The following is a 12,601-nucleotide window of genomic DNA, read 5'->3' as shown; positions in this document are numbered from 1 at the left end:
GCCCGGATTCGGAGCAGCCAGGAATGCAGCAGCTCGAACGCGCGGGGCCTGGAAACGGCGTAACTCAGTCGACGACCTTGGGAACGAGGAAATAATTGTCCTCGGAAGCCGGCGCGTTTGCGACGATCTTCTCGGCGATATTGCCGTCCGTCACAACGTCCTGGCGCTTCTTCATCACCATGGGTGTCACCGACGTCATCGGCTCGATACCGTCGACGTCGACTTCGTCGAGTTGGGCCACGAAATCGAGGATGGCATTCAGCTCGCCCTGCAAATGCGGAACGTCTTCTTCGGTGACGGCAATGCGCGCAAGACGCGCGATACGCTTCACCGTGGCGGCATCGACAGACATGAAACCCTCGATTGTGCGCAAAATCACGGAACGGCGCGGTCTATCACGCGTAGCTTTGCAGGCGCAACCAGTCTTGTCCCCCATGATGCCGCAAGTCAGGGGAACGAGTCACGCTTGTTTGACGCCGCCTGCGCAATGGCTCTCGCAAGAGAGCGTAGCGCAAGCTATCCTGCCTCCGCGATTGGGGAACCTCCATGAGAGCACGCTGTGTCCTGCTCCTGCTCGCGCTCCTGGCTTTCGGGAGCGGCATGACGCCGGCCTCCGCCAAGCTGCTCGCCCTGATCGTGGGCAACAACGCCTATCAGGAAGTGCCGCCGCTGCAGACGGCCGTGAACGATGCCCAGGCGATGCGGGACGCCCTGCAGCGAGCGGGCTTTACGGTCACGCTCGTGGAGAACGGCACCAAGCGCCAGATCAGCCGGGCCATGGCCACGGTGGAGGGGGCGATCAGCCCGGGCGACACCGTTCTCTTCCACTACTCCGGCCATGGCGTCGAGATCGACGGTCAGAACTGGCTGTTGCCCGTCGACGTCCCCACGGCGAAAGAGGGCGAGGCCGGTCTCATCAAGGACGAATCCTTCAACGCCGCCGACATCATCGAGCGCTTCCGTTCCAAGGGCGCACGGCAGGTGGTGGCGATTCTCGATGCCTGCCGCAACAATCCGTTCGCCCAGGGCGGCACGCGCGCCCTGCCCGCGACCCGCGGCCTTGCACGCATGGAAGCGGATGGCGGCGTCTTCATCATGTTCTCGGCCGGCAGCAAGCAGGAGGCGCTGGATCGCCTTTCGGCGGCCGACTCGGAAAAGACCTCCGTCTTCGTACGCTCCTTCCTGCCGCTGCTGGGGCGGCAAGATCTGACGCTGATCGACATGGCCAAGGAGACCCAGGAGAAAGTGCGTGCCCTTGCCCGCAGCGCCGGGCGGGAGCAGGTACCGGCCTATTATGACGGGATCGTCGGCCGGGTCACGCTGACGGGCGACCTGCCTGCGGCGCGCGCGAGCGCCCAGCCGCCTGTCGTCACGCCCGACCCGCTCTCCGGAGGCAACAGCCAGTCGGAAAATCTGTTCTGGCAATCGATCCAGAGCAGCTCCGATCCCGCCATGTTCCAGGCCTATCTCGACCAGGTGGGCGCCGGCACGTTCACGGGCACCTACAAGGTGCTCGCCCAGATCAAGCTTGCCGCACTGCAGCCCAAAGCGGCGCAGCAGCCGGCCCCGAAACCGGTTCCTTCCGCGCCTCCGGCAACCGAGCAGGCCGCCTTGTCACCGCCGCCCACGCCTGGCAACGCGCCCGCCGATGCGACGGTGACTGCCTGCGACGCGGCAGCTGCCGATGCACGCGATCCTGACAAGCCGGCCGCAATTACCGGAGCAAGGCTGTCGGCCGACGGCGCCTCGGCGGCTATTGCCGCATGCAGCAAAGCCGTTGCGGTGCCCGGATCGCCACGCCGCGTCTATTATCAGCTTGCTGTCGCCTATGGACAGAACGGACAGGACGCCCTGGCACTGGCTCAGCTCCAGAAGGCCGCCTCGCTCGGCCACGGCATGGCTCTGTACGAGCTTGCCGGGCGCTATCTGGCCGGCCGCGGTGTTCCCAAGGATGCCATCAAGGCCCTCAGCCTCTACTACAAGGCGATCGATGGAAACTATGCGCCGGCCATCAGTCGAATCGCCTGGATGTATGCCAACGGCCTCGGCGCCAGCCGCGACTATCGCAAGGCCGCCGCGATCTACGAACTCGGGGTCAAGGCCAAGGAGCCGACGGCCTATTCCGGCCTCGGCCTGCTCTACCTCAAGGGCCAGGGCGTGACCAAGGATGTCGGCAAGGCCTGCGACCTCTTCAGGCAGGGTGCGTCTGCCGGGGATGCCGACGCAGCCGGCAATCTCAATGCCAAATGTCCACCGGGCTGAGCGACAGGCATGGGCAGCGCCATCGGACGGTTAGAAATGAGCGGAGAGTACGGATGTCGATGAAACTGCTGGCAGGTTCGCTGTTCGCCACGGCACTGGCGCTGTCGTGGAGCGTGCCGGGGCTGGCGGATCCCGCCCGTCCCCTGCTGCTTGCCCAGGCGAGCCAGTCGGCCGAGGACATCTTCTGGCAGTCGGTGCAGAACAGTACCGATCCTGCCATGTTCCAAGCCTATCTCGACCAGGTGGCCAACGGTACCTTCAAGGGCGTCTACAAGCCCCTGGCCGAAATCAAGTTGAAGGCCCTTGGCAAGGCTGCCGCACCAGCCACGCCGGCGACGGAAACAACGGCACAGGACCGGGCCACGCCGCCGCCGGCAACGGAACCGGCAACCTCACCGCCACCCGCCCAGACTGCGCAGGATACGGTGTCATCGCCGGATATCGAGGCCTGTGATCGTGCGGCAGCGCATGCGATGGACGAGCAGAAGCCGGCCAACCTGCCCGGTGTCACCTTCGACAAGCTCGACACCTCGGCGGCCATCACCGCTTGCCTCAAGGCGACGCAGCTTGCCGACGCGCCAGCGAGGGAGTTCTTCCAGCTTGGCCGCAGCTATGACAAGGCCGGGAACTACAAGGAAGCCATGGTCGCCTACAAGGCAGCGATGGAAAAAGGGCACAAACGGGCAATCTACAACGTAGCGACCGGCCTGATGAAAACCCAACGCGGCGTCAAGAAGGATCCTGCCGCGGCATTGGCGCTGATGGAGAGGGCAGTGGACGAGAAAGTCATGTTCGCCCTGTCCGGCCTGGGCGACTATTACCGCCTCGGCGTCGGTGGCCGCCGCAACTACCCGAAGGCGATCGACTACTACAACCAGGCCATCGCGGCCGGCGATTCACAAGGCTATGTCGGCCTCGCCATCATGACCTATGACGGCACGGGCGTACCAAGAAACCGCAACAAGGCCTGCGATCTCTGGCAGAAGGGTTCCAGCCTCGGGGACGTCAACGCTGCCGATTACAGCAAGCGCTACTGCCGGTATCGCTGAGGCCGCGGCACAAACAGCCACCGCTTTGGACAGAGAGCGCAGTCAGGCTGCCTGCGCTCTCCAAGCATTCTCACCCGACTTCCACACTCTCGCCGGATCTGGGGGCAAGCACCCTCGTCTTGGTGCCGGCAAGCCCTGCGGCGAAGGTGTCGGCATTGCTCACCAGGCCGGGGAAGGTCGCATAGTGACAGGGAATGGCGACATCGAGATCGAGATAGCGCTTCACCGCCAGTGCCGCGGCCTGCGGTCCCATCGTGTAGCGGTCTCCGATCGGTACCAGGCCGATCTTGGGCTGATGCAATTCGGCGATCAGGGCCATGTCGGAGAAGATGTCGGTATCGCCGAGATGATAGAGGGCCGGCTGGCCCGGCGCCTTGAGAATCAGGCCATTGGCGTTGCCCACGGCAATGCTGACGCCATTGTCGATCAGGCTGGCCGAATGATCGGCTCTTACCATCGTGACGCTGAATCCACCGAGATCGACCGTACCGCCGGTGTTCATCGGCTCGACCTTCTCTACCCCCTTGCCCGCCAGGAAGGTCACGAGATCGGCGTTGGAGACCACTGTCGCACCCGTTTCCCGCGCCAGCTCGATCGTATCGCCGACATGATCGGCATGGCCATGGGTGAGCAATATATGGCTGATGCCGGCACTGACGGCGGCGCGCTCTCCCTTGAAAGAGGGATTCCCGCTCAGGAAGGGGTCGAACAACACGGCCTTGCCGTCGAATTCGACCCGGAAAGCGGCGTGGCCGAGCCAGGTAATACGCATTTGGACAATTCCTTGAACAATGAGGTTGGTGCTTGGATCAGAAAACCATAACGCCCAAGCGGCGCAAAATGCTATCGGGATTCTCGCAGGGTTCCACGATGAGGTGCCCTTCCCGGGAGCGCGGACGTCCTCGTCCGCATCCAGGAACGTGACATTCAATGGATGGGAAGAGCGGACGAGGACGTCCGCTCTCTCAGGGATATTCCCTTGATTGTTGATCTCTTCGACCTCGCCGAAAACCTGCCCGCCAACCAGCGCCTGCTCGGCCTCGATCTCGGCACCAAGACGATCGGCCTGGCACTATCCGACGTGATGCTCACCATCGCCTCGCCCCTGGAGACGATCCGCCGCACCAAATTCACCGCGGATGCCGAGCAATTGCTCTCACTCTGCGCCCGGCACGAGGTCGGCGGCCTGGTCCTCGGCTATCCCCTCAACATGGATGGCAGCAAAGGCCCGCGCGCCCAGGCCTCGGAGAGTTTCGCCCGCAACCTGCAGCGCCTGAGCGACCTGCCGGTTGCCCTCTGGGACGAGCGCCTGTCGACAGCCGCCGTAACCCGGACCTTGCTCGAAGCCGACGCTTCGCGTCGCAGGCGGGCAGAAGTCGTCGACAAGATGGCGGCATCCTTCATTCTGCAAGGCGCACTGGATCGCCTGGGCTATGGGCGATAACCGCGCGAAGCCTCTGGCTTCGATATCGCCAAGCCACCGCCGCGCCGTCATGACCGATTTAGCAGCCGTGTCATGCCAACGGCCGCGACGTTGACCCGCGCGTCCCTGCGAGCGCAGTGAAGCAATCCAGGCGCCACGGCCGCTACGATTTCCAGTACTGGATTGCTTCGCTACGCTCGCAAGGACGGTGCTTGATCGGTCAAGCATCAATGCCATTGGTGTCATTGCGGGGAGGAACCGAGATGGCGGAACATGTCAGCGCCCGTGCCGTTCCAGCGCCTCTATCACCGCCTTGGGAACGTCGATGGCCTCTCCTGCCCGCCCGCGGCCGGGAATGTGCACGCCCTTGCCGGACAGCCTTTCCAACTGCTTTCTCAGGCGGTCGGCAAAATCCGGCTCCAGGAGATCGGGCTTGAGGGCGAGGACGAACAGGCCCGTACCCGGGCTCTTCTCTCCGGTCATGAAACGGGGAGCATCGAGCGACCAGTTCGCCCCGCTGATGCCGGCTGCCAGCACCTCCACCATCAGCGCGATATTGCCTCCCCGCGCGCCGCCGAAAGCCAGGAGCGCTCCCTTGACGGCCTCGCGCGCATCGGTGGTTGGCTGCCCCTGTGCGTCGATCGCCCAGCCTTCCGGAATGGTCTCGCCCTTCTCTGCAGCCTTCCGGACATTGACGAAGGCGGTGGCGCTGGAAGCCTGGTCGATCACCAAGGGGGGCTCGCCTGCAACAGGCGCCGCGAAAGCCAGCGGATTGGTACAGTAGACCGCCTCGCTTCCCAATGCGGCCGCCATCAGGGCCGGGCCATTCGAAGCAGCGATGGCGACCAATCCCTGTTCGGCCAAACGGCGAACATAATAGCCCAGTTCGCCGGTGGTATAGCTGTTGCGCTGGGCGAAGACCGCCAGTCCGTAACGGCCGGCCCGGCTGCATAACTCCTGGAAGGCCCTGTCGAAACCGAGCTGGGCAATGCCGCCCTTCGCGTCCGAGCGGATGATGGCCAAGGCCGGATCGTCGACCTCCGGCTCCACATTGGTGGCGATACGCCCCGAGGTAAAGCCGGCCAGATAATCGCGCAGATGCGCAAGGCCCACCGAGGGGCGCCCGACCCATTCGGCAGCGACGATGGCATCGGCGAGCGATCTTGCGATCGCTTCACTGGCACCCGCCCCCCGGCAAGCGCCATGGGCGAGCGTCCAGGCGGCCTCTTGCCCCAATCTTACGACATCCGACATCTGCGATACTCAACTCCCAAACAGTCCTGCGACCTTCCGGAACACAGGAGAAACCATTCAACAAAGAGTTAGAGCAAACGCGCATCCGGGCCCTAACGCTCGGTTGTTCTAGAAGGCCGAAGCCGGATCCGGCCGGCTGCTCGCCAGCTTCGTACGATAGATGAGCAGCGCCGCAACCAATCCGCAAGCTGCTGCCAGCGACAGCCACAGCCCCGGAGCGGCCTTGTTCTGCAAAAGGGAGATCAACCAGGTGCAAATCGCCAGCGAGAAACCGCCGAGCGCCGTGGCGAGGCTGTAGGCCAGTGAAAAGCCCGTCGTGCGGACATGGGCCGGCACGATCTCGGTCAGGGCCACCACCATCGCACCGTTATAGCTGCCATAGAGGAAGGAAAACCACAGCTCGACCTCCAGCATGCGCGCAAAGCTCGGCGCGCTGACCAGCCAGGAAAGCGCGGGATAGGCGGTCACCAGCATCAGCAGGGAGAAGATCGCCAGGATGGGAAAGCGGCCGATGCGATCCGACAACGCTCCCATCACCGGCAGCCAGACGAAATTCGAGATGCCGACGCACAGCGTCACTACCAACGCATCGGACTCGGAGAGCTTGAGCACACTCTTGCCGAAAGTCGGCGTGTAGACGGTGATGAGATAGAAGGAGACGGTGGTCATCAGCACCAGCATCACTCCGAGCAGCACGACCTGCCAGTTCTGCAGCAAGGAAGACACGGCCTGCTGCAAGGTCGGGCGGACATGGCGTGCCTCGAACTCGGCTGTCTCCTCCAGGCTCCGGCGCAGGAAGAACAGCAGCGGCACGATCATGCAGCCGATGAAGAAGGGAATGCGCCAGGCCCAATCGGAGATGGTCTCCGGCACGAACAGGTGATTGAGCGCATAGCCGATCAGGGCCGAGACGACGATGGCGACCTGCTGGCTTCCCGATTGCCAGGAGACATAAAAGCCCTTGTTGCCCGGTGTCGCCATCTCCGCGAGGTAGACGGAGACGCCGCCCAGTTCAACGCCGGCCGAAAACCCTTGCAGCAACCGCCCGACCAGCACCAGGATCGGCGCCAGCACGCCAATGGTCTGATAGCCCGGCACGAAAGCGATCAGCACGGTGCCCATCGCCATGATGCCGAGCGTGACGATCAGCCCCTGCCGCCGCCCGATACGATCGATATAGGAGCCCAGGAACAGCGCACCGAGCGGCCGCATCAGGAACCCGGCCCCGAACGTCATGAAGGCCTGCAGGAGAGATGTCGTTTCGTTCTGGGACGGGAAGAAGGCCTGGGAAATCTGGGTGGCGTAAAATCCGAACAGAAAGAAATCGAACATTTCGAGGAAATTGCCGCTGGTGACCCTGAGAACGGTCCCCGCTTTCGACTGACCTGCCGCCGCGCCTGCCATGAGCGTTCTCCCCCGCTGTTCTTGTTCGGCGCCCCCCGGCATGGGCATTAAGAGCCAGCCTCCCCGCCCGGACAAGGGAAATATTCGGGCCGCCGACAGGGCGAAAGGCGCTCCTCAAGCCCCATGGAGAGGCCTCAGCCACAAAATAGGGGCAATACCGGCTATCCCGCCGGTCCTCCTGATCGTGCCCGTGGCTCGAGCAGGAGGACCGGCCAGGAAGGATCAGCTTCCCGCTTGGCTGATGGAGGCGAAGAATGCTTCCGGCCCCTCCAGCTCGATGAGCCGCCGGCCTTCGATCAGCCAGAAGCGGTTGCCGACGGCCCGCACGAAACTCCTGTCATGCGAGACCAGCAGGCAACTGACATTGGGACGCAGCAATTCCCCTTCCAGCGCCTCCTGCCCCTCGATGTCGAGATGATTGGTCGGTTCGTCGAGGAGATAGAAGTTCGGTTCGGCCAACCGCAGCATCAACAAGCCCAGACGCGCCTTCTGGCCACCGGAAAGCTGGCCGATCGGCCGGGTTTGCTTCTCGATGGCGATGCCGGCTCCCGCCAGCAGGGAGCGTCCCCGCTGGTCGCCGACCTCGAAGCGATGGGTCAGGGCGTGGTGCGGCGTCTGCCCATCGTCGAGATCGGCCAGGGCCTGGTCACCATAGCCCAGCACCAGCGCAGGCGTTGCCTTGAGGCCCTCAACGCTGGTCTCCGGCTGGGCGATGGCGCGGCGCAGCATGGCGATGAGGCGGCTCTTGCCCGCGCCGTTCCGGCCAAGCAGGACGATACGGTCGCCCTGACAGATGAAGCGCTGTCCGGTCCGGAACAGCAGGGCCCCATCCGGAATGGTCACGGCGGCATCCTCCAGCGTGACCAGAACCTTGGCATGCGTACCCTGGCTGGCGAGACGGACTGCCCCCGCGGAGCGCTCCTGATGCGCGGGCTTTGCCGCCTCTTCCAGGCGCCCTGCCCGCTCCTTGAGTTGTTTGGTCTTGACCACCAGGAGATCGCTGCCGGAGTTGATGCCGATATTGTTCAGCTTCGCCGCCTGCTTGCGCAATTGCTGGGCCGTTTTCATGTCGCGCTGATAGCGCCGTTCCTCCGACGCGTCGGCGTCCTCCAGAGCAGCCCGCGCCCGGGAATAGGCCAGGGGGAAGAGTTGCGATCGCTCCGGGCGCAGGAACAGGGTGCGGTTCGTGGTGGCATCGAGGAAGGCACGATCATGGCTCGCCACCAGCACCGGCACGTCGCGCGGCAGGGCATTGAGCCAGTCCTCCAGCAGGGCGATCTTGGCAAGATCGAGATGGTTGGTGGGCTCGTCGAGCAGCAGGAGATCGGGCTCCCTCACCCAGACCCTGGCCAGCATGGCGAGCCTCAGCCAGCCGCCGCTCAACTGTCCGAGCGCTCGCTGACGCAGTTCATCCGGCACCTGCAGCGAATCGAGGGTGACGTCGACGCGCCAGGCCTCGCTCGCCTGCATTTCTTCGGGCAGTGCTGCCAATACGGCGTCATAAAAGGACACTGCCAGGTGGGCTGGCGGGACCTGCTGTTCGACATGTCCGACCGTCAGGCCCCGTGATCTTGTGATATCGCCCTCCACGGCTTCCATCGTGCCGGCGATGCAGCGCAGCAAAGTGGACTTGCCTCGGCCATTGGCCGCCACCAGGCCGATCCGGTCACCGGCATTGATGGAAAGGTTGAGTTGCGAGAAGAGCGGTGCGCTCAGCGTCACGCCGAGGTTGCGCAGGGTAATCAGGCTCATGGAAATTCTCTGGTCCGAACCGGCGATCGCAATATCCCGGGCATCAAGCCGTCAAGGGATACGGGGCGAAGGCACGGCGTTTGACAATGTGCAGTCACGAGCTGCAGCTCGTTCTGCACGGCCATGAAGGGCAGACCAGTATGGGGAGATACGACCTCTGGTCAGCCCTGCAAACGCGTTTGCAGGGCCTGGACTGGGCCACGCTGGCGATGATGATCGCAGCGAATAATCATGCGCAGCCCTCCTTTCCCGGTTCGAATATCCCTTCGCCGATAGCATTGGCCGGAGGGATAGGCAAGGTCGTCTGGAGGGGCGATCTCCAGTTCGACCGCGTGCAAACACGGCTGTCGCCGTAAGAAAACGGTCGCCCGCGCCCATCATTCCGTGGAGCCGAGGAGATCGCCCTCCAACGCCCGCGGTGGAAAAATGCGCAAGGCGCATCTCCTGCCTTGCTGCCGTCACCGGTGCAGCCTATGAAATCGGCTTTGATGACAAAGACAGCCCCAGCGACGTATCCGCATCGCCACCTCCTCGGCATCGAAGGCCTGACGGAGAGCGATATCATCAGCCTGCTCGACGAAGCCGACGAGCACATCGCCTTCAACAGGCAGGTGGAGAAGAAGTCGTCCGCCTTGCGCGGGCGAACCCAGATCAACCTGTTCTTCGAGCCCTCGACGCGCACCCAGTCCTCCTTCGAGCTGGCGGGCAAGCGCCTCGGCGCCGATGTGATGAACATGTCGGTCGGCTCGTCCTCGGTGAAGAAGGGCGAGACGCTGATCGATACGGCCATCACCCTCAACGCCATGCGGCCGGACGTGATCGTGGTCCGGCACAACCAGGCGGGCGCCGTCCATCTTCTCGCCCGAAAGGTCGACTGCGCCGTGGTCAATGCCGGCGACGGTGCCCACGAGCATCCGACCCAAGCTTTGCTGGATGCCCTCACCATCCGCCGCAACAAGGGGCGAATCGCCGGGCTGACAGTGGCGATCTGCGGCGACATCCTGCATTCGCGCGTCGCCCGCTCCAACATCCTGCTGCTCGCCACGCTGGGCGCCCGAGTCCGGCTGATCGCCCCTTCCACTCTGCTGCCGGCCGGCATCGACCGCTTCGGCGTCGAGATCCACAGGGACATGAAGGAAGGCCTGCGCGATGCCGATATCGTGATGATGCTGCGTCTCCAACGCGAGCGCATGGCCGGCGCCTTCATTCCCTCGATCAAGGAATATTTCCGCTATTTCGGCCTGGACGAAGAAAAGCTCAGCCATGCCAAGCCGGATGCGCTGGTGATGCATCCCGGGCCGATGAATCGCGGGGTAGAAATCGATACCGCGGTCGCAGACGGTGCCCAGTCGCTCATCCGCGAGCAGGTGGAGGCGGGCGTCGCCGTCCGCATGGCCGTGCTCGAAGCGCTCGCCCGCAACCTGCCGAATGTCTGAGGGGAATGAAAAGTTGACGAACGCTCGCCCTCTGCTTCTGGCCAACGCCCTGCTGACCGATCCCGCTGCCCGTACCCAGCAGCATGGCGGTCTGCTGATTCGAGACGGCGCCATCGCCGATACCGGGCCTCATCTCACCGCCGGCGCCGTCGGATCGGACGCGACCGTCCTCGATTGCGAGGGCCAGGTCGTCGCCCCCGGCCTGATCGACATGCGCGCCGTGACGGGGGAGCCCGGCGCCGAGCATCGCGAGACGCTCGCCACCGCCTCGCAGGCCGCGGCGGCCGGCGGCGTCACCACCATCGTGTGCACGCCGGAAACCCATCCGCCGATCGACGATCCTGCCGTGGTCGATTTCGTGCTGCGCCGTGCCCGCGACACCGCCATCGTGCATGTCCATGCCATGGCTGCGCTGACCAAGGGGCTTGCCGGACAGGAGATGACCGAGATCGGCCTGCTCGGCGAGGCCGGCGCCCTCGCCTTCACCGACGGTGCGCGCAGCGTGATGAATGCCCGGGTGATGCGCCGGACGCTGACCTATGCCCGCGACTTCGACGCCCTCATCATCCATCACACCCAGGACAAGGACCTGGCCGGTGACGGCGTGATGAACGAGGGTGAATTTGCCAACCGCCTCGGCCTGCCCGGCATTCCCGCCGAGGCCGAGGCGATGCTGCTGGAGCGCGACATGCGCCTGGTCGCCCTGACCGGCGGCCGCTATCACGCCGCCACCGTCACCTGCCGCGCCTCGATCGAGGTGCTACGCCGGGCCAAGAAGGATGGGCTCAGCGTCACCGCCTCCACCTCGATCAACCACGTCACCCTCAACGAGAACGACATCGACGGTTTCCGCACCTTCTGCAAGGTGTCGCCGCCGCTGCGTCATGAGGACGACCGCATGGCCCTGGTGCAGGCGATCAAGGACGGGCTGGTCGATGCGATCGTCTCCGATCACAATCCCCAGGACGTCGAGACCAAGCGCCAGCCCTTCGCCGAAGCGGCCGACGGCGCCATCGGCCTGGAGACCATGCTCTCGGCTGGGCTACGCCTGGTGCATGACGGCTCGCTCGACCTGATCGGCCTGCTGCGCGCCCTCTCGACGCGCCCCGCCGAGATCCTGCGCCTGCCCGGCGGCACCCTGGCCAAGGGCGCCAGCGCCGACGTCATCGTCTTCGATCCCGACGTGCCCTTCGTACTCGACGCCGCTAAACTACGCTCGCGGTGCAAGAACTCGCCCTTCGACGGCGCTCGCCTCAGCGGTCTGGTCTCGCGAACCTTCGTCGCCGGCAAGCAGGTGTTCGAACGGAGCTGATACCGGCGTCTCCGTTCGCTAGAGCTTGGGAAATGCCATGCCAGGTATTGCCCGACCTGGCGCTGCGAGGGTGGTCATTGGTGTGCCGGTCTTCAGACCGGCAACGGCGCTCCGAATGCCGATCTGAAGACCGGCACACCAGACCGCGCCCAGCCGTTATTCGTCAAATGTCTGGTCCAGAACCTGTTTCTGCGCCGCGCTGGGCCCGCCCAGATAGACCGGCTTGTCGCCGTCGCGGATCTCCGCCCAGGCCCGGCGGCCATCGACCGTAAACAGGAAGACGCTGCCATATTCGGCACAGGTCACGTTGGTCGGGCAGACCATGGCGACACGGTGGGGCGAACCGTCGACGTTCACCTGCTTGGAACCGAAGGTCATGTAGGCGCCCTTGCGCCTGAGCACGTCCGACAGATAATCGGGAACCGGCGACAATTCCTTCAGCAGGGCACTGTAGGCGCCCTTGTAGGGCTGCGCTTTCACCAGCCGGTCCAAGGCAGGAAACTCCTTCTCGACCTGCTCGTTGTAGGTCGGCTGTTGCGCGAGGGCAGCACCGGAGAGACCAAGAAACAGGGCCGAAGCCACGATAAGACGCATCCAAAACTCCTTCAGTCGCCGATTCCCGCAAATTCGGCATGCGCTAGAGCAAAGCGCGCTCACATGCGAACGCTTGTTTGCTCTAGCTCTTTGTTCCCGGGCCAATCCAACGGAT

11 protein-coding genes are annotated in these 12,601 nt (G+C 64.3%); 5 read left to right on the top strand and 6 right to left on the bottom strand.

From position 1 onward, the window contains the following. Positions 1-64: 64 nt before the first annotated feature. On the bottom strand, positions 65-352 hold the full coding sequence (gene gatC, locus BA190_RS30475; protein WP_068297110.1) for an Asp-tRNA(Asn)/Glu-tRNA(Gln) amidotransferase subunit GatC: 288 nt from the start codon (positions 350-352) through the stop codon (positions 65-67). A gap of 194 nt (positions 353-546) precedes the next feature. Between gatC and BA190_RS30470 the strand changes: the two genes are divergently transcribed. Both BA190_RS30470 and BA190_RS30465 read left to right on the top strand, forming a co-directional pair. Continuing rightward, complete coding sequence (locus tag BA190_RS30470) at positions 547-2,262, top strand: caspase family protein (protein WP_068297107.1); 1,716 nt, start codon at positions 547-549, stop codon at positions 2,260-2,262. A gap of 53 nt (positions 2,263-2,315) precedes the next feature. Then, complete coding sequence (locus BA190_RS30465; protein ID WP_068297106.1) at positions 2,316-3,311, top strand: tetratricopeptide repeat protein; 996 nt, start codon at positions 2,316-2,318, stop codon at positions 3,309-3,311. A gap of 70 nt (positions 3,312-3,381) precedes the next feature. Here BA190_RS30465 and BA190_RS30460 read toward each other — a convergent pair whose 3' ends face one another. After that, entirely contained in the window at positions 3,382-4,083 is a 702-nt protein-coding gene (locus tag BA190_RS30460) for a metal-dependent hydrolase (RefSeq protein ID WP_068297103.1), read from the bottom strand. Between the two features lie 207 nt (positions 4,084-4,290). Here BA190_RS30460 and ruvX point away from each other — a divergent pair, with 207 nt between their 5' ends. Then, positions 4,291-4,755 (top strand): Holliday junction resolvase RuvX, encoded by a 465-nt coding sequence (gene ruvX, locus BA190_RS30455; protein ID WP_245315004.1) that lies wholly within the window; start codon positions 4,291-4,293, stop codon positions 4,753-4,755. A 255-nt stretch (positions 4,756-5,010) separates the two neighbouring features. On the opposite strand, the gene BA190_RS30450 is transcribed toward ruvX, so the two are convergent. The 3 genes from BA190_RS30450 to BA190_RS30440 form a co-directional block, all read right to left on the bottom strand. Beyond that, complete coding sequence (locus BA190_RS30450; RefSeq protein ID WP_082980145.1) at positions 5,011-5,988, bottom strand: Ldh family oxidoreductase; 978 nt, start codon at positions 5,986-5,988, stop codon at positions 5,011-5,013. Between the two features lie 108 nt (positions 5,989-6,096). Next, a complete protein-coding gene (locus BA190_RS30445; protein WP_068297101.1) occupies positions 6,097-7,392 on the bottom strand; it encodes an MFS transporter in 1,296 nt (431 codons plus the stop codon). A 222-nt stretch (positions 7,393-7,614) separates the two neighbouring features. After that, entirely contained in the window at positions 7,615-9,144 is a 1,530-nt protein-coding gene (locus BA190_RS30440) for an ABC-F family ATP-binding cassette domain-containing protein (protein ID WP_068297098.1), read from the bottom strand. 488 nt (positions 9,145-9,632) lie between these two features. Here BA190_RS30440 and BA190_RS30430 point away from each other — a divergent pair, with 488 nt between their 5' ends. Further along, the gene (locus BA190_RS30430) at positions 9,633-10,580 is read left to right on the top strand and encodes an aspartate carbamoyltransferase catalytic subunit (RefSeq protein WP_068297092.1); all 948 of its coding nucleotides are present in this window, start codon (positions 9,633-9,635) and stop codon (positions 10,578-10,580) included. A 13-nt stretch (positions 10,581-10,593) separates the two neighbouring features. Then, entirely contained in the window at positions 10,594-11,892 is a 1,299-nt protein-coding gene (locus tag BA190_RS30425) for a dihydroorotase (RefSeq protein ID WP_245315003.1), read from the top strand. A 156-nt stretch (positions 11,893-12,048) separates the two neighbouring features. Here the strand turns inward: BA190_RS30425 and BA190_RS30420 are convergent, their stop codons facing one another. Next, positions 12,049-12,486: a hypothetical protein gene (locus BA190_RS30420; protein WP_068297086.1), complete on the bottom strand. Its 438-nt coding sequence runs from the start codon at positions 12,484-12,486 to the stop codon at positions 12,049-12,051. Between the last annotated feature and the right edge of the window lie 115 nt (positions 12,487-12,601).

This window comes from Labrys sp. WJW (assembly GCF_001676615.1).
GTDB lineage: Bacteria > Pseudomonadota > Alphaproteobacteria > Rhizobiales > Labraceae > Labrys > Labrys sedimenti.
This window is presented reverse-complemented; position numbering and strand designations above follow the sequence as displayed.